16 protein-coding genes are annotated in these 17,331 nt (G+C 45.9%); 6 read left to right on the top strand and 10 right to left on the bottom strand.

The window, feature by feature from the left end; all coding sequences use genetic code 11:
* Nucleotides 1-313: 313 nt before the first annotated feature.
* Nucleotides 314-1,198 (bottom strand): DUF488 domain-containing protein, encoded by an 885-nt coding sequence (locus M0Q51_12690; GenBank protein MCK9400835.1) that lies wholly within the window; start codon nt 1,196-1,198, stop codon nt 314-316.
* Between the two features lie 359 nt (nt 1,199-1,557).
* Here M0Q51_12690 and M0Q51_12685 point away from each other — a divergent pair, with 359 nt between their 5' ends.
* Nucleotides 1,558-1,965: a hypothetical protein gene (locus M0Q51_12685; GenBank protein ID MCK9400834.1), complete on the top strand. Its 408-nt coding sequence runs from the start codon at nt 1,558-1,560 to the stop codon at nt 1,963-1,965.
* A gap of 26 nt (nt 1,966-1,991) precedes the next feature.
* On the top strand, nt 1,992-4,289 hold the full coding sequence (locus tag M0Q51_12680) for a T9SS type A sorting domain-containing protein (protein ID MCK9400833.1): 2,298 nt from the start codon (nt 1,992-1,994) through the stop codon (nt 4,287-4,289).
* Here M0Q51_12680 and M0Q51_12675 read toward each other — a convergent pair.
* The 9 genes from M0Q51_12675 to sufB form a co-directional block, all read right to left on the bottom strand.
* On the bottom strand, nt 4,276-5,256 hold the full coding sequence (locus M0Q51_12675; protein MCK9400832.1) for an isoaspartyl peptidase/L-asparaginase: 981 nt from the start codon (nt 5,254-5,256) through the stop codon (nt 4,276-4,278). The two genes, M0Q51_12680 and M0Q51_12675, sit on opposite strands and share 14 nt — an antisense overlap.
* Nucleotides 5,257-5,285: 29 nt before the next feature.
* Nucleotides 5,286-6,074, bottom strand: a complete 789-nt coding sequence (locus tag M0Q51_12670; GenBank protein ID MCK9400831.1) for a sulfite exporter TauE/SafE family protein — start codon at nt 6,072-6,074, stop codon at nt 5,286-5,288.
* Nucleotides 6,075-6,214: 140 nt separating this feature from the next.
* Nucleotides 6,215-8,014 (bottom strand): 1-deoxy-D-xylulose-5-phosphate synthase, encoded by a 1,800-nt coding sequence (locus tag M0Q51_12665; protein MCK9400830.1) that lies wholly within the window; start codon nt 8,012-8,014, stop codon nt 6,215-6,217.
* Nucleotides 8,014-8,331, bottom strand: a complete 318-nt coding sequence (locus M0Q51_12660) for an SUF system Fe-S cluster assembly protein (GenBank protein MCK9400829.1) — start codon at nt 8,329-8,331, stop codon at nt 8,014-8,016. The genes M0Q51_12665 and M0Q51_12660 overlap by 1 nt, the downstream gene beginning before the upstream one ends.
* Before the next feature lie 104 nt (nt 8,332-8,435).
* The gene (locus M0Q51_12655) at nt 8,436-8,858 is read right to left on the bottom strand and encodes a SufE family protein (GenBank protein ID MCK9400828.1); all 423 of its coding nucleotides are present in this window, start codon (nt 8,856-8,858) and stop codon (nt 8,436-8,438) included.
* 42 nt (nt 8,859-8,900) lie between these two features.
* Nucleotides 8,901-10,070, bottom strand: coding sequence for a cysteine desulfurase (locus tag M0Q51_12650; protein ID MCK9400827.1), 1,170 nt, complete (start codon nt 10,068-10,070; stop codon nt 8,901-8,903).
* Nucleotides 10,071-10,216: 146 nt separating this feature from the next.
* Nucleotides 10,217-11,629 (bottom strand): Fe-S cluster assembly protein SufD, encoded by a 1,413-nt coding sequence (gene sufD / locus M0Q51_12645; GenBank protein MCK9400826.1) that lies wholly within the window; start codon nt 11,627-11,629, stop codon nt 10,217-10,219.
* Between the two features lie 29 nt (nt 11,630-11,658).
* The gene (gene sufC / locus M0Q51_12640; GenBank protein MCK9400825.1) at nt 11,659-12,417 is read right to left on the bottom strand and encodes a Fe-S cluster assembly ATPase SufC; all 759 of its coding nucleotides are present in this window, start codon (nt 12,415-12,417) and stop codon (nt 11,659-11,661) included.
* 59 nt (nt 12,418-12,476) lie between these two features.
* Complete coding sequence (gene sufB / locus M0Q51_12635) at nt 12,477-13,922, bottom strand: Fe-S cluster assembly protein SufB (GenBank protein ID MCK9400824.1); 1,446 nt, start codon at nt 13,920-13,922, stop codon at nt 12,477-12,479.
* 241 nt (nt 13,923-14,163) lie between these two features.
* Here sufB and M0Q51_12630 point away from each other — a divergent pair, with 241 nt between their 5' ends.
* From M0Q51_12630 to M0Q51_12615, 4 genes are all read left to right on the top strand, one after another.
* A complete protein-coding gene (locus tag M0Q51_12630; GenBank protein ID MCK9400823.1) occupies nt 14,164-14,394 on the top strand; it encodes a hypothetical protein in 231 nt (76 codons plus the stop codon).
* Nucleotides 14,381-14,809 (top strand): putative toxin-antitoxin system toxin component, PIN family, encoded by a 429-nt coding sequence (locus M0Q51_12625; protein ID MCK9400822.1) that lies wholly within the window; start codon nt 14,381-14,383, stop codon nt 14,807-14,809. Before M0Q51_12630 ends, M0Q51_12625 begins: the two co-directional genes overlap by 14 nt.
* Nucleotides 14,810-14,941: 132 nt before the next feature.
* Complete coding sequence (locus M0Q51_12620; GenBank protein ID MCK9400821.1) at nt 14,942-15,301, top strand: cupin domain-containing protein; 360 nt, start codon at nt 14,942-14,944, stop codon at nt 15,299-15,301.
* A gap of 322 nt (nt 15,302-15,623) precedes the next feature.
* Entirely contained in the window at nt 15,624-17,327 is a 1,704-nt protein-coding gene (locus M0Q51_12615) for an alpha-glucosidase (protein ID MCK9400820.1), read from the top strand.
* The last annotated feature ends 4 nt before the right edge of the window (nt 17,328-17,331 follow it).

Here is a 17,331-nt window from a genome sequence, read left to right as displayed (position 1 = left end):
GGGTAATTTTTTCATCATAATTTGCAGGGTTTTGTATAAATTTACGCAAAATCCTGACACGTTCAACCATTTCAAAGAACATAAGTTATTAACAATCAATATGTTAATAACTATTAAGGATCAACTATTTAACAACAGATCACGAGAGTTTTAAAATATTCACCTTATTAAAAAACAATTCTACCCCCAGATTTCATTTTATCGACATGAAAATTCCTTTTTCGGAAACCTTTGGGGTCTTGGACCTGTGAAAATTCTCTGGGAATTTTTATCCGCAAGAGAAGTTACAACGCCCCCCTTCGTTTTAGCCAATCTATAAGTGCTTTAATTCAAATTCCCAACCCGGCAAATCCACGATCGCGTTTGCTAACCTGCTTCTGTGACATTGCAATGGATTAGCTTCAAAACAGGTGAGCGCGATGCATTTATTTTGTTTCAGTAAATCAAAAAGCTGATTAATAGCATTATTATTCTCTTTCAATGTGATTTCCTTATAGTCCTGGAATAAACCATCATAATCATTCTTTGAAGCAAGACCTTTTCGCTTATCCGATTCAATCCCAAGTTCAGGAATGTGTAAATATTTGATATCCAGATTTTCACAGGTTCTCTGTAATTGATTCTTAGAAAAACCATATTTCATGCTGACCGGATTCTTCCTGACATCACAAAGTACCTGAATATTATTCAGAATCAGCTTGTTGAAGTACTCTTCAAGACTTAAACCCTCATAACCTATTGTAAAAAGGGTTGTATGCCCGATTTCAGGTATAGATTTGGTAAGGGCAATTTGTTCCTCAATTGTGAGGAATTTCCCCGCTATAGTGCTTTTTACTGCATAATACGGGAAATTACGGTATGTCAACTCGATCAACTCATTGCTGGAGAAATTACCGTATTGATTTTTAATGACTTTCAAAGCCTCCTGATCTTCATTATTTAATGAAGATGCGTAATTGATACTGCAAGTTTTAATCCACTGATCTTTGCCTTCACTAACTTGTCCGTATTTCATCATCGTTCGCAGATCGGCATAGGATTGAAATGAAAAGCATCCTTGCTTGTAGGGAACAAAATGATATGAGGGTTTATCCTGCATACGGGTAAACAGAAACAGAAGTTTTTGGAAAGAGATCTTATCGATCTTATTTTCAAACACTTCTAATAACGCCAGTATGACCTTTCTCCTATAAAACATATTACAAAGTTATCAATTTCGTTTCATTTTTTCTTATTGTTTTTCCAGAAGATTACCGTAAAATTCAAGTGTTACTCCTTAAAGGATCATACTATCAATTCTGTCGTGCCTACGGCACTTTATACGGAACTTGCCCTATTATACCCCGGACTGAGCGTCCGGGGCTATTTTCAATTCGTCCTTTCAGGACGACAGAAGAGGAACGAGGCCTGGCCGGCCTGAGGGCAAAATTTATTAAATGATAATAATTCTTTTCATGAACCCGGACAACGCAAAACCAGAGCCCCATCAGGGCGACCAAAATTTTTCATCCTGGTTCAGGTAAAATTTCATTATCTTTATATCTCAATTCATGACTCATGAAACCGAACGATTTTCTTTGTCCTTACTGCCGTGGCCACCTTATGCCCCATACAAAGGTGATTCTTACTGCCCGGAAAGATTCCGGTAAAAGGGGGATTATTTTGTTTAATCCCCAACTTGGAGAGTACGACATCCTTATTCACCATACCTTCCGCCTGGAGGAAGGAGAGCATATCGACCTTCTCTGCCCGCTGTGCCATGCAAACCTCACGGATCATACCATCAGTAAAAACCTTGCCAGGATCAAGATGATTGATAGCTCTGGAATGGAGTACGATATCTATTTTTCCGGGATTGTGGGTGAAAAATGTACTTATAAGATCAGCGGAGATAAAAAAATCGAAACCTTCGGAGAGGATGCATCTGATTATCAGAACTTCTGGGGAGCAATGCCGAAATACTAGCGTTAAACGATTAATCCCTTCCGGTTATGAAACATTTTTTTCTGGCTGCTATTCTAACGCTCGCCTGCTTTCAGTCACGTCTTGCATCCCAAACCATTGGATTGCCTTTTGAAGGCAGTCTTCCAGGGGCCGGGCAAATTTTGTCTGTTAATCCCGGATTTGAATATTCGCAACTGGCGGACCGCGAAATCGACTTCGATTCCCTGAACATGGCATTCACTGGCAACTGGCCCTGTGGACAAAGCTTTTCTATTTCGGCCTCCCCGACCGGCGACACCCTGTTCGTTGGTGAAGGGGGAATGCTCGATGTACTGGATGTGACAGATCCGTATAACCCGGTCCAGATAGCGGGGATCAAGGCCAGGGCGATTATTGACGACAGCTATTATGATCCTGCCACAGGAAGATTGTTCCTTGCAGCCTATTTCTCCGGCATCGAGGTCTGGGACGTGAGTGACTTCAGCTCACCGCACAGAATTTGCCGGATTCCGACCAACAGCTACCCCCGCGGAGGGGTCTTTGCCCACGGAAATTATGTTTATATCACTACCGTTGCCGATGGATTTTATGTTGCTGACATTTCAGATCCGGAAAATCCGGTCATGGTCGGGCACCGGAGCATTCCTGGCAACCCGTTGATCTGGGATTCCGACTACCAGGGAAATTATGCCTACCTCGCGGCAGCCAGCAGCGGTTTTAAGGTGATCGACTTCTCCAATCCCGTTGATCCTGTCATCGCCGGGGCTTTTCCCGGCATGACCACGGGATTATGCGTACGGGATACGCTGGCTTACATCGCCTCATCCACCCCTGGTTTCCGGATCCTGAACATCAAAAATCCCGGAAGCATCACAATAGCAGGCAGCTGCACGCTGCCCGGCAGCCCTAACCGCGTCATGGTTTCAGGAAATTACGCTTATGTAGCCAACTCAACAACAGACCAGGGAGGGATCAACGTGGTCGATATTGTGAATCCTTCTTCGCCGGCACTGATAACAACCTATCCAGGTTTTCAGACTTATATAGCCGGCGGGGGAGAAGTCTTAGGCGCAACAGGAGGGACAGAAGGATGCCTCATTCTCGACATCACCGATCCTGCACAGCCAGTTGAGGCCTATGCCTGGCCACTGGCGGGATTCCTGTACCAGCTTTCAGTTGACGGTAATTACGGTTACACAGGCTCCAATGGATTCAGGGTGTTTGACCTGTCTGATATGACCAACCCTTTGCAGGTCGGGTATGATCCCACACAGGGTTCATTGGCGGCCATCAGTGACACCCTGGCCATCTATATTCCCAAGAGCATGACAGCAAACAATCCCGTGAATGTCATGAATATTTCAAATCCCGCACAGCCGGAGAAGATCGGTCAATACATGGCCCCGGTCATGACATATGACCTTGCCCTGAAAGGGAATTATGCCTTTGTCGCTTGCTGGTGGGACGGTTTCCGGGTGATTGACTTCTCCAACCCCCAAAACCCGGTCTTAAAAGCCCACAAGTTCGGTTGGTTCAGTGGTGCAGAACCGGGTGTGGATTTCTGCTATGTGCAGGCTTTGGATATTTATGATGATTACCTTTACCTTGTTGATTATTTGCCATTTCCGAATGAAGATACTAAGGGTCTGTATGTTTTTAATATCAGTGACCCGGAAAACCCGCAGTTCATTTCCCGCTATGCCACTTTGGCCAGCACTGCTCAGGACATTCATGCCTGGGAGGATTATGTTTATGTGGCTGACGGGAGCGGGGGTATGGAGGTGATCGATGTCTCTGATCCATTCCTGCCCTATACTGTGGGCTATTGCAGTTTGCCGGACGGTGCCACCGGGATCGACATATCCTGGCCGTTTGTTTTTATATCTGATTACATCCTGGGCGGTGTCCAGGTCGTTGATGTTACTGTCCCGGAATTTCCCTTTGTGACGGCATACTATAAACCATCAGGTGTTTTTGCCATGGGCGTTACTGTTGATGAGAACTATGCTATTGTTGGCGACGGCGTGGCGGGCTTCCAGGTTTATGATCTGCTCACGGCAACCAGCATTGATAATACTTCCGGATTAAACATTTCAGAATTGTCCCTCTTCCCCAATCCTTCCCGCGGATTACGGAAAATCTGCTTCAGCCTGGAGAAGTCTTCATGGGTGATCCTGAAAATATCTGACATAACCGGAAAGGAAATACAGGTGTTTGGAGACCAAAAGTTTGAGACAGGGCAAAATAACTTCTTTTTCAACGACCTATCGTTGCCGTGCGGGATTTATTTATTCCAACTATCGACCGGTGAGGAAAGCAAAGCAGTGAAATTTATTGTGAAATAAGCGGAGATTCTGAAAATATCTTGTAAATCGCCACTTCCCGCTTCCCATCCGCCGTCACAACCCCACGGAACATCCCGCTGGTGTTGAAAGTCATCGTGTAATTACCATCTTTGTCGACAGCGATGATGCCACCGGTGCCATCAACAGGGAGGAGTTTTCCGAAGATCACTTCCGTGGCGGCTTCTTCCAGGGTTAAGCCTTTATATTCCATCAAAGCAGAGATATCATGTGCCACGGTATATCTGATGAAGAATTCACCATGACCGGTTGCCGAAACCGCACAGGTGTTATTGTTGGCGTATGTGCCGGCACCGATGATCGGCGTGTCGCCCACCCTGCCGGTCATTTTGTTGGTCATACCGCCCGTGGAAGTCGCAGCGGCCAGGTTTCCCGATTTATCCAGTGCCACTGCGCCAACAGTACCGTGTTTCTGAGCTTTTAGCAGCGCATCGTATCTTTTCTGGTCGAAGAAATAGGAAGGGTCTACAATTTCAACGCCATGTTCCATAGCAAACTTCTCTGCCCCGTCACGGACCAGCATGACGTGCTTCGACTCCTCCATCACTTTCCGGGCTGCAAGGATGGGATTTTTTATTGTCCGGACCCCGGCCACAGCTCCGGCCGACAAGTCTTTGCCGTTCATGATGGCCGCATCCATCTCGTTCTCGCCAGTTTCGGAAAAAACTGACCCTTTCCCGGCATTGAATAATGGGGAATCCTCCATCACTTTCACGGCAGCCACCACGGCATCCAGCGCGGCGCCACCAGTCTTTAAAACAGCCTTGCCGCTGTCCAGGGCTTCCTGCAATTTATCCAGGTAAGCTTTTTCCAGTTCAGGAGTGAAATCTTTAGGGTTCATCACCCCCGCACCGCCATGGATGACCAGCACGTAATCCGGACGTTGTGACTTTTCCGGGGAACAGGCTGCTATAAGGAAAAGCGCTATGCCAAAAAATAAGTACTTCATTGGATTATTATTAATAGAACGCGGATTTTTTATTTCCCCAGCATCGCCCCAAACATCCCCTTAATATCATATATCCCGAGAAAATGCCCGGCCATGAAGATGGTGACGATAACTATGGCCCACTTTACAAAAACGATCCCTTTTTTCACGGCAAGGTGTGATGCAATAAAGGCCCCGATCACCGAACCGATCGTCATGACCAGCCCGTAGGTCCAGTTGATGTCGCTATAATACATGAAAACCAGGAAAGAGAATGGCATGTACATCAGCACGATCAGCACTTTAACGGCGTTGGCCCTGACCAGGTCGTAGCCGGCGTTCAGCACGAGGGCAGCCAGCAGAAAGTAGCCGATGCCGACATGAACAAAACCACCGTAAATACCCAGGAAGAAGAAGATAATCACCTGCAAGAGAGTCACCTTTTTATCGACCAGGTGTTGTTTGCCGTATATATATTTATCAGGATTATAAAAGACGAAAACCAGCATCACCAGCATGATGACGGCAAAAGCTCTTTCGAAGACCAGTTCGTTGATATCGACGGCGATATAAGCACCAAGCAAAGAGCCAATGGCAGAGGGAATACCGAGCAATGTACCCTTCCTGAGGTCAAGGACTTTCTGACGACGAAATACCGTGGTTGCCGTTAAAGTCTGAATTGTCACAGCTATCCGGTTTGTGCCGTTGGCAACCGGCGCCGGAAGTCCCATCAGCATGAGTACGGAGAGGGAAATAACAGATCCTCCGCCCGCCAGGGTGTTGATAAAACCAACCGCCAAACCGGAGAAAATGAGTACCGTAATTTCAACCCAGGTCATAAATTAGTTCAAAGTTCAAAGTGCAAAGTTCAAAGATATTGTTATTGGTTATTGGTTAGCGGTTATTTGTATTTTGTATTTTGGAATTTAGAATTTGGAATTTGTTTAGAATTTGGAATTTAGAATTTGGAATTTTGTCTTCAACTTTGCACTATGAACTTTGAACTTTGAACTATGCCGAAGGCATCATACCCGCACTCATGGTGCAGCTCGCCGACGCTTCCCTGTTCGATAAAGCGGTCAGGTATGCCGAGACGGATCACCTGTGCTTTGTAGTTGTGATCGGACATGAATTCCAGCACAGCGCTTCCCAGGCCACCGGTTATGGTGCCGTCTTCAACGGTAATGATCTTATCGAACCTGGTGAAAATATCGTGAAGTAATTCTTCATCAATTGGTTTTAAAAACCGGATGTCGTAATGAGCAGCGGAAATGCCTTCAGATTCGAGTTGATCCGTAGCTTTAATCACCTCGTTGCCGGTATGGCCGATGGAGATGATGGCAAGGTCTCTGCCGTTTTTGATCTTCCTTCCTTTACCGACAGTTAGCGCCTTGAATGGCTTTATCCAGTCGGGCATCACGCCACGTCCCCTGGGGTATCGGATCACATAAGTGCCGGCTCCTGGTAATTGCGCGGTGTACATCATGTTCCGCAATTCTTCCTCGTTCATAGGCGAGCAGATAGTCAGGTTTGGGATGACCCTGAAATAGGCAAGGTCAAATGCACCATGGTGCGTTGCGCCATCTTCCCCGACAAGCCCGCCCCGGTCAAGGCAGAAAACAACTTGCAGTTTCTGGAGGGCTACATCGTGGATCACCTGGTCATAAGCACGTTGCATGAAACTGGAGTATATGTTGCAGAACGGGATCATGCCCTGGGCTGCCAGGCCGGCGGCGAATGTCACGGCATGCTGCTCGGCAATGCCGACATCGAATGCCCGGTGAGGCATCTTTTCCATCATCAGGTTCAGGGAAGAGCCCGTTGGCATCGCCGGCGTTATACCGACTATCTTTGCATTCTGCTCGGCCAGCTCGATGATCGTCCGGCCAAATACATGCTGGTATTTCGGCGGGATGTTGCCCGGCGATTCGGTATCAATTATTTCACCGGTAACTTTATTGAACAGGCCGGGTGCATGATAAACCGTCTGTTCTTCTTCGGCCCTTTTAAACCCTTTTCCTTTGGTTGTGATCGCGTGAAGAAGTTTAGGCCCGGGTATAAGCCTTATCTCTTTCAGTTGATGAACAAGCTGAATGACATCGTGCCCGTCGGTTGGCCCGAAATATTGAAAATTAAAAGATTCGAAGAAATTGCTGCGGGTGTGAAGGGTAGGCTGGTTTTTGGCGATTTGAAGCAAATAATCTTTCATGGCCCCGACATTCGGATCGATGGAAATGCCGTTGTCGTTGAGGATTACCAGCAGGTTAGCCTGGTGCATGCCGGCATTGTTCAGGGCTTCCATAGCCATCCCGCCAGCAATGGCCGCGTCACCGATCACGGAAATATGCAGTCGGTCGTGGTTGCCCTGCAGGCCTGAAGCAACAGCCATTCCAAGGGCGGCCGAAAGGGAAGTGGAAGAGTGACCGGTCCCGAACGCATCGTATTCGCTTTCACTCATCTTCGGGAACCCGCTGATTCCTCCATACATCCTATTCGTGTGAAACACATCCCTTCGCCCGGTAAGGATCTTGTGCGCGTATGCCTCGTGGCCCACGTCCCATATCAGTTTATCGTATGGGGTGTCGAAAACGTAATGGATGGCAACCGCCAGTTCCACCGCACCAAGGCTTGAACCTAAATGTCCGGGATTCTGAGAAGTCTCTTCAATGAGGAAATCCCGGATCTCCCTGCAAAGCGCAGGCAGCTGATCCTCATGGAGCCTTTTTAAGTCCTTTGGGGAGTTAATCTGGGATAATATGGGACCGGGAATTGCTTGCATTACATAAGTCCCAGTTCAAGTTTCGCTTCATCCGTTAACATTTCCATTGTCCATGGCGGCTCGAAAGTTAACTCCAGGTCAACATCTTTAACCCCATCGACTGCTTTGATCTTTTCCCTGACTTCCTGCGGAAGGCTTTCGGCAACCGGGCAGTTGGGGGTGGTGAGTGTCATCATTATATGGACCAAAAAATCATCATCGATCGTCAACTTATAAATAAGGCCGATGTCATATATATTGACCGGGATTTCCGGATCATAGACGGTTTTCAGTTCCTGTATGATCTTTTCTTCAAGGTCTTTTTTTAATAAAGTGATATCAGACACAATTTATTTAGAATTAAAAATTAAAAATAAAGTTAACCAATAACCAATAACCAATAACCAATAACCAATAACCAATGACCGATGACCAATGACCATTACACGCCTTTAGCTTTAAACGCCAGCGCATAAAGCTTCATCTGCTTGACCATTGATGTCAGGCCGTTAGAGCGTGTCGGCGATAAATGTTCTTTTAAGCCTATATTTTCCAGGAAACCCAGTTCAGTATTCAGGATGTCGTCGGGCGACTGGCCGTCGAGCACCCTGATCATCAGGCTTACCAGTCCTTTTGTGATCACCGCATCGCTGTCGGCCGAGAACCAGACCTTCCCATCTTTATAAACAGCATGCAGCCATACCTTTGCCTGACAGCCATTAATGAGATTATTAGGCACTTTGTATTTTTCATCGATTACCTTCAAACCTTCGCCGAGTTCGATCAAGTATTTGTACTTATCCATCCAATCCTCGAAAACCGAGAACTCTTCGATGATTGTTGATTCTATTTCGGGGATGGTCATATCGCTTTTTTATTCACCGTTCCACTGTTCCACCGTTCCACTTTATCCCAGCATCCTGCGCACCTGCTTTGTCGCCTCGATAAACCGGTCGATCTCCTCCAGGGTGTTATAGAGTGCCAGCGAAGCGCGGACCATTCCCGGGACATTGAAACGATCAATAAGCGGCTGGGCGCAATGATGGCCTGTTCGCAAGGCGATGCCGAGCTTGTCATATATCGTTCCGGCGTCATATGGATGGATTTTGCCGATCAGAAAGGAGATCACCCCGATTTTATTCTCGGCATTGCCGAAGATCCGGACACTTTCCATTTTCAGCAGCTCTACCGTTGCATAATCAAGCAGCTCATGCTCGTAGGCATGGATCTTCTTTAAATCCAGGTCCTGGATATATTTCAGGGCAGCTTCCAGCCCCAGTACACCGGCCACGTTGGGCGTTCCGGCCTCGAATTTATAAGGCAATTTATTGTAAGTGGTCTTCTGGAAAGTCACCTGGTCGACCATCTCGCCACCGCCCTGGTATGGGGGCATCTCTTCCAGGTATTTTTCCTTTGCATAAAGTACACCGATTCCCATGGGGCCATAAACTTTATGCCCCGAGAAACAATAGAAATCACAGTCAATCTCCTGCATGTCGACGGTCAGGTGCGGCACGGCCTGTGCACCATCCAGGAAGACCGGGATACCCTGGTCATGTGCCAGGCTGATCACGCGGTGAACCGGGTTGATAGTTCCCAATACATTGGAAACATGCGTCAGCGCGATTATTTTCGTACGGTCGGTGATCATCCCTCTGAGCATGTTGATTTCGAGTTCTCCCTGGTCATCGACGGGTATGACTTTCAGGATGGCACCTTTCTGCTCGGCGAGCATTTGCCAGGGAACCAGGTTGGAATGATGTTCCATCTGGGAGAGGATGATCTCATCCCCGGAATGAATGTACTTCCTTCCAAAGGTCTGGGCCACCAGGTTAATAGCTTCTGTGGCCCCTTTGGTAAATACTATCTCATGTGGGTGGGCCGCGTGAATGAAATCCTTTACTGATTTCCTGGCATTTTCATAGGCTTCCGTCGCCTGAGTGCTCAGGTAATGCACGCCCCGGTGGATATTGCAGTTTTCCTTCTTGTAATATGTTACCAGCCTGTCAATCACCTCCCGCGGCTTTTGTGTAGTGGCCGCGTTGTCAAAATAAATCAGGGGTTTGTCATGTACCATCACATCGAGGATGGGAAAGTTGTGCCGGATATGAAGAATATCGAAACTCACAATGGAATTTTTTAAGTTACGTGGGTAAAATTAGATTAATTGAAGAAAGGTTCCACCACTTGTTAAAGTTTGTTTAAAAGAAAGCATAATGATTATCAGATCTTGCTCAGATCAATGTCGAAATGGATTTCCTTCTCCTGGTTGGCACAATGCAGGACGCATGTTTCACAGACGTGCAATTCACCTCGCAAACGCTGTTTTACCATCTCATCAACCCGGTACATGAGGGGATCAAGCGACATTTTATTGATGACTTCGGCAGCGAAAGCATACATGAGCAATAATCGTGCGCTGGCTAAGCAAATACCCCGTGACCGGAGATAAAAGAGCGCTTCGTTATCGAGTCGCCCAACGGTCGCACCGTGGCTGCATTTAACGTCATCGGCATATATCTCAAGGAAAGGCCTGGTGTTCACGGTGGCTTTGTCGGTCAGCAGGATATTCCGGTTCTGCTGGTAGGCATTGGTCCGCTGGGCATCGCGCTGCACCAGGACATGGCCGTTAAAAACAGCAGAAGCCTCATCGTCGAGGATTCCCTTGAACAGCTCATTGCTCGTGCAATCCGGCACGGCATGTTCTACGAAGACGCGGTTATCAACATGCTGCTTCTTATCAACCAGGTAAAGCCCATTGACATGGGCATCAGCTCCGCGGCCGTTAAGTTTCACATTGGAATAATTCCGGATCAGGCCGCCATTCAGGGTAATGGCAAAAGTATTCAGCCGGCTGCCGGCTTCCTGGTGAAAATAGGTTGAATTCAGCAACGTGGAGTTATTGTTGAGGTTTTGCAGCTTGTAATGCTCCAGGCCTGCGTTTTCATCCAGGTAAATTTCGGTGACCGAGTTGTTGAAACTGGCCTGCTGGTTGGTCGAATCATCACACATCACCAGCGTCATGTGGCTGTTTTTGCCAATGATAACCAGATTTCGGTTCTGCAGCAGGAGGTTTTCATTATGGTTGATGATGCTGATCATCTGGACCGGCTTTTCAACCACGACGTTATCGGGTACGTATATAAACAGACCATCGCGGGCAAAAGCCGTGTTCATGGCGAGGAAGAGGTCCTTGCCGGAATCGGCATACCGGCCATAGTGCCGCTCGATCAAATCGGGATATTGCTGAAAAGCTTCGCCAAGGCTTCCGATAATGATCCCACCGGGCAAATGACGAAGATCTTTGGCCGTACGGACATGCCATCCGTTCAGGAAAGAAACCTGGTCGGTTTCAAAATTATGCACTTCGCAGGTAAACATGAAATCGAGATCAGGGCCGGATTCGGTCTTTTCAAGATATTTGGTGTAATCCTGGTTGAGGACGGCGGTAAGATCCGTATTTTTCCATAATTCATTCTTCCGGTCAGGTAAGTTCAGGGCACGGAAATTTCCAAACCCTTTTGACCTGACCTTTGCGGTATAGTGTGTATCGTTCCGTGAAATAACGCTCCCTTGATCCTCATATAGCCTGAGGAGTCTTTCTTTGAACGAACCGTTCTCAACTGTTGCTTTCATTTTAGATTTATCTCTAAGACTTGGCAGGTCTATAGACCTGGAAAGTCTTTAATCCACTCATAGCCTTTTTCTTCCAGTTTCAAAGCCAGTTCTTTCCCGCCGGACCTGACGATTTTGCCGTTATAGATCACGTGCACAAAATCAGGTATTATGTATTGCAGCAGGCGTTGGTAATGGGTTATGACGATGGTGGCATTTTCCGGGGTCTTCAACATGTTCACTCCGTTAGCCACGATCTTGAGGGCATCGATGTCGAGCCCGGAATCGGTCTCATCCAGCACAGCCAGGAATGGTTCCAGCATCGCCATCTGGAAGATCTCGTTCTTCTTTTTCTCGCCGCCTGAAAACCCTTCATTGACCGAGCGGTTGGTGAGCTTCGACTGGATTTCCACCAGTTTCTTTTTTTCTTCCATCATTTTCAGGAAATCACTGGCTGACATTTGCGGCAGGCCCCTGTATTCGCGGATTTCGTTAAGTGCAGTGCGCATGAAATTGGTCAGGCTGACACCGGGTATTTCCACAGGGTATTGAAACCCGAGAAAGATGCCTATCCTGGCCCGTTCTTCGGGTGGCATATCATTGATAACCTGCCCTTTGTAAATGACTTCCCCTTCAGTGATCTCATAGCCATCTTTACCGGCTATTGCAAGGGCCAGTGTGCTTTTGCCCGTCCCGTTCGGACCCATGATCGCATGCACTTCTCCGGCATTAACCTCCAGGTTCAACCCGTGGATGATCTCCTTCCCGTTGATCGAAACATGCAGGTTTCTTATCTCTAATAACTTCATTTGAAAAATATAATATTAAATAAATTCCCCAACTTAAACCTAAAACCTTAAAACTGTATTTATCCAACGCTTCCCTCTAATGATATACTCAGCAGCTTCTGCGCTTCCACGGCAAATTCCATGGGTAGCTGTTTCAGTACCTCTTTAGCATAGCCATTGACAATCAGCCCGATGGCTTTTTCCATGTCGATACCGCGCTGCTGGCAATAGAAGAGCTGGTCTTCCGAAATTTTCGATGTCGTCGCTTCATGCTCCACGATGGCCGTCCGGTTGTCCACATCTATGTAAGGCCAGGTGTGTGCGCCGCATTTACTGCCTAGCAGGAGTGAGTCGCACTGGGAGAAATTTCGCGCGTTTTCTGCCCTCGCCGTGATGCGGACCTGTCCGCGGTAACTGTTGTTGCTATGTCCGGCGGAGATCCCTTTTGAGATAATCGTGCTCCGGGTATTTTTCCCGATGTGAACCATCTTGGTCCCTGTATCGGCTTGCTGGTAATTGTTCGTCACAGCCACCGAATAGAACTCCCCGATCGAGTTGTCGCCCATCAGGATGCAGCTCGGGTACTTCCAGGTAATCGCCGAACCGGTTTCCACTTGCGTCCATGATATTTTCGAGTTGGCCCCCTTACAAAGGCCACGTTTGGTTACAAAGTTATAAATGCCGCCTTTGCCTTCCTTATCGCCCGGGTACCAGTTCTGGACCGTCGAATATTTCACCTCGGCGTTTTCCATCGCGATAATCTCCACAACAGCGGCATGGAGTTGGTTTTCGTCTCGCATCGGGGCTGTACAGCCCTCCATATAGCTGACATAGCCGCCTTCCTCAGCAATGATAAGTGTCCGTTCAAATTGCCCGGTATTGGCTGCGTTGATGCGGAAATAGGTCGACAGTTCGATTGGACTGCGCACCCCTTTGGGGATAAAGCAAAATGACCCGTCGCTGAAAACGGCCGAGTTAAGGGCTGCAAAATAGTTGTCAGTGTAAGGGACAACCATGCCCATATATTTCCTGACAAGTTCCGGGTGATTTGTGACAGCCTCGCTGAAGGAGCAGAAGATGATACCGTGTTTTTGAAGCGTTTCCTGGAAAGTGGTCTTCACTGAAACACTGTCAATGACTGCATCAACGGCCACACCTGACAGTTTTTTTTGTTCCTCAAGCGATATCCCCAGTTTATTGAATGTCGCCAGTAAATCCGGGTCTACCTCTTCGAGGCTGGTGAGGTTTTTTTTCTTTCTCGGGGCTGCATAAAAGATGATATCCTGGTAGTTGATGGTAGGATAAGTGATGTGCGCCCATTTCGGCTCTTTCATGGTGAGCCAGTGCCGATATGCCTTCAGGCGGAATTCAAGCATCCATTCCGGCTCATTTTTCTTCGAAGAAATATAACGGACCGTACTTTCGTCAAGGCCTATGGGGGCGGTTTCCGTATCGATATCCGACACGAAACCGTATTTATATTCGCTTTGCGTTAACTTATCAAGTATTTCATTAGTATCCGGCATTGCCTTATAATAATTTAGACTAAATTGTGATTGCAAATTTAAGAAAATATAGGCTAATTGCCTTTTTTCTCTCAAATGAATAAACAAAGATGGATTAGAAAAGTTTGATCCAGCTATCTGATTAAGGTGATTTATTTTCATTAGAATAGCACACGGATGACACGGATGCGATGGATTTTCACGGATTAGATAATCGCATAATTCATTTTTTTATGATTATCTTTGAAAAAACTTTCAAATAATGAAAAGTGAGGATGCATACACTTTAAATCTCAATTCTGAACAGATTTTAAGCCTCTTCAGACAATTAAGTTATGATGATAAGTTGCTGATTATTAATGAGCTTAAATCAAACACTTTTAAACAAAGGTTTCAAAAACTGCTGGATTCTTTGAAAACAGATAACCTTACATGGGATGAGATAACAAAGGAAGTTGAAGAAGTAAGGAAGAGCCGTTATGATAGCAAATAAAGTCAGGGTTATCATCGATACAAATGTCTGGGTATCTTTTTTGATTGGTAAAAGCCTTTCTGGATTAATTGATCATCTTAACTCAGGTAAAATCAGGATAATTCTCAGTACCAAGCAACTCGATGAATTGGTGATCGTTTTATCAAGGCCAAAGTTTCATAAATACTTTAACAAAGTTCAAATTCTCCAATTTCTTGATTTAATTGAAGTAGTCTCTGATATTATTGAAATTACTTCTGAAGTTGAAATTTGCCGGGATCCAAAGGATAACTTTTTGTTGGCAACCGCCAAAGACGGAAATGCTAACTTTATTATTACCGGAGATCTTGATTTATTGGAACTCGAGTCTTTTGAAAAAACAAAAATTATTGATTATCAAAGTTTTGATAAAGAATTTAGTTTTTTATCGACTTAAAATTCAATGCATACCCGCTTCCAAGCTTCCATGCCCCCATCTTCCGCCTTGCTTTCTTAACCCATATGCCTTATCTTTGAAGACTGAAATTAATGGGCTTGCTGATTTGAAATAACTTAAACCATTTATCAAATGTTTATCAGAGACCTACAGGATTGCGAGGAGTTTTTCGCCGGGGACAATACCATCCTTCGCGAAATCCTGCACCCTGACAAAGAAAAACTGCATTTTCGTTACAGTCTGGCACATGCGATGCTGAAACCCGGCAAAACATCCCAACCGCATAAATTAAAGACATCAGAAGTGTATTACATTCTGGAAGGAGAAGGCATCATGCATATTGATGATGAAACAGCAGAAGTTAATCCTGGCCAGGCAATTTATATCCCACCGGATTCAAGTCAATATATCCACAATTCCGGAAATTCCGACCTGAAGTTTCTATGCATCGTCGATCCGGCCTGGCGGAAAGAAGATGAAGAGGTAATGTAGGATGTATAAAGGCGGTTTGGTGACACTTTGCCGTTAGTTCCAAATTCCAGGTTCCAATGTTTCACTGTTTCAAAAATCCGTGAAAATCTGTCGCATCCTTGCCCGACTGACGTCAGTCAGGCGGGCTTGTCATCCGTGTGCTATTAACAGATGGAAAATCTGTACTTTTGCTGGCTGAAAGCATCAGATAATTCCAAATTTCAAGTTTCAAATTTCTATGTGCAAGAGTTTCAAATTTTCAAATTTCCAAATTATCTCATTTCCAAATTATCTCATTGTTCTTATTGCTTTATTTATAGTTATAACCGTAACCTCATGCCAAATGCCGGATAATAGATCTCATCAAAACAGCAGCAATGATATTCCCGACAGGAAATGGTGGAAAGAAGCCGTGGTGTACCAGATCTACCCGCGCAGTTTTAAAGATAGCGACGGCGATGGTGTCGGCGATCTGAAAGGCATCATTTCCAAGCTCGATTATGTTAAAAGTTTAGGGATCGATGTGGTATGGCTGAACCCGGTCTATGCTTCGCCGAATGATGATAACGGCTATGATATCAGCGATTACCGGGATATCATGAAGGAATTCGGGACGATGGAGGATTTCGACAACCTGCTGAAAGGCATGCACGAACGCAGCCTTAAGCTCGTGATGGATCTGGTGGTTAACCATTGCAGTTCGGAACAGGAGTGGTTTAAACAGGCCAGGAGTTCCCGCGACAATCCTTACCGCAATTATTTCCACTGGTGGCCGGCGGAAAAAGGGAAACCGGCAAAGCGATACAGCTTTTTTGATGTAAATAACGATGCCTGGAAATATGACAGCCTGACCAACGCGTATTACCTGCATTACTTTTCTGTAAAACAGCCTGATCTGAACTGGGAAAACCCGGAAGTCAGGGAGGAGATCTTTAGCATGATGCGCTTCTGGTTCGATAAGGGTATCGATGGTTTCCGTATGGATGTCATCCCTTTCATATCAAAAGATACGACGTTTCCTGAATTGCCGGCAAAATACAAGGGCGATATGATCAAATATTACGCGAACGGGCCACACCTGCATGAGTATCTGCAAGCCATGAACCGGGAAGTGTTAGACAAATACGATATCATGACGGTAGCGGAAGGCGCCGGCGTTTCATACAACGAAGCCCTCGATTTCGTTGACCCTGAGCGCCACGAGCTAAATATGGCCTACCATTTCGATGGGGTCAGCCTGGGCTATCTTCCCGATGAATTCAAGGTACCAGACCCAAATGGCTACAGCCTTGTTGAGTTTAAAGAGATCTACTCGCATTGGGACAGCGTTTTTGCTGAAAAAGGCTGGGGCACCATTTATCTCGGTAATCACGACCAGCCCCGTATGGTTACCAGGTGGGGAAACGACAGTCCTGAATTCAGGGAACTTTCATCTAAAATGCTTGCAACTTTTTTGCTGACAATGAGGGGGACGCCGTATTATTATTCTGGGGATGAATTGGGCATGGCAAACATAAAGTTTGATAATATTGAAGATTACCGGGATATTGAGTCCATTAATATGTACCAGCAAGTCGTGAATAATAACGGGGATGTGAAAAAATTCACCGAAGCCCAGAAAATATCGGCAAGGGATAATGGACGGACGCCTTTTCAATGGGATAATTCACCCAATGCAGGTTTTACGACCGGAAACCCATGGTTAAAAGTTAATCCAAATTATCAAAGCATAAATGTCGCCATTCAACAAGATGATCCCAATTCGGTGCTTAACTATTTCAGGAAGCTGGTTCAGTTGAGAAAAAAGGAACTGACCCTGGTCTATGGGCAATATGAATTATTAGACAAAGAGAATCCTGATGTCTATGCTTATACTCGGGATTTGAACGGAAAAAAAATATTGGTCCTGCTGAATTTTAAAGATAAAATATCAATTGCCAATACCGGGATTGAATTGAAAAAAACGAAAATCCTGATGAATAACTACCCCATCCCTCCTGCTGAAAATCATTTGCGCCCATATGAAGCTTTGATATATGAACTATAGGTCA

It is taken from the genome of Bacteroidales bacterium (assembly GCA_023229505.1).
Taxonomy (GTDB): domain Bacteria; phylum Bacteroidota; class Bacteroidia; order Bacteroidales; family JAGOPY01; genus JAGOPY01.
The sequence above is the reverse complement of the archived record's forward strand: the minus strand, read 5'-3'. Positions and strand labels throughout refer to the sequence as shown.

Coding starts and splice junctions, on each gene's coding strand:
- M0Q51_12620 (MCK9400821.1), top strand. CDS start 14,942: ATGTTTATCAGAGACCTACAGGATTGCGAGGAGTTTTTCGCCGGGGAC.
- M0Q51_12680 (MCK9400833.1), top strand. CDS start 1,992: ATGAAACATTTTTTTCTGGCTGCTATTCTAACGCTCGCCTGCTTTCAG.
- M0Q51_12675 (MCK9400832.1), bottom strand. CDS start 5,256: ATGAAGTACTTATTTTTTGGCATAGCGCTTTTCCTTATAGCAGCCTGT.
- sufB (MCK9400824.1), bottom strand. CDS start 13,922: ATGCCGGATACTAATGAAATACTTGATAAGTTAACGCAAAGCGAATAT.
- M0Q51_12690 (MCK9400835.1), bottom strand. CDS start 1,198: ATGTTTTATAGGAGAAAGGTCATACTGGCGTTATTAGAAGTGTTTGAA.
- M0Q51_12625 (MCK9400822.1), top strand. CDS start 14,381: ATGATAGCAAATAAAGTCAGGGTTATCATCGATACAAATGTCTGGGTA.
- M0Q51_12630 (MCK9400823.1), top strand. CDS start 14,164: ATGAAAAGTGAGGATGCATACACTTTAAATCTCAATTCTGAACAGATT.
- sufC (MCK9400825.1), bottom strand. CDS start 12,417: ATGAAGTTATTAGAGATAAGAAACCTGCATGTTTCGATCAACGGGAAG.
- M0Q51_12685 (MCK9400834.1), top strand. CDS start 1,558: ATGAAACCGAACGATTTTCTTTGTCCTTACTGCCGTGGCCACCTTATG.
- M0Q51_12650 (MCK9400827.1), bottom strand. CDS start 10,070: ATGGTACATGACAAACCCCTGATTTATTTTGACAACGCGGCCACTACA.
- M0Q51_12665 (MCK9400830.1), bottom strand. CDS start 8,014: ATGCAAGCAATTCCCGGTCCCATATTATCCCAGATTAACTCCCCAAAG.
- M0Q51_12655 (MCK9400828.1), bottom strand. CDS start 8,858: ATGACCATCCCCGAAATAGAATCAACAATCATCGAAGAGTTCTCGGTT.
- M0Q51_12615 (MCK9400820.1), top strand. CDS start 15,624: ATGCCGGATAATAGATCTCATCAAAACAGCAGCAATGATATTCCCGAC.
- sufD (MCK9400826.1), bottom strand. CDS start 11,629: ATGAAAGCAACAGTTGAGAACGGTTCGTTCAAAGAAAGACTCCTCAGG.
- M0Q51_12670 (MCK9400831.1), bottom strand. CDS start 6,074: ATGACCTGGGTTGAAATTACGGTACTCATTTTCTCCGGTTTGGCGGTT.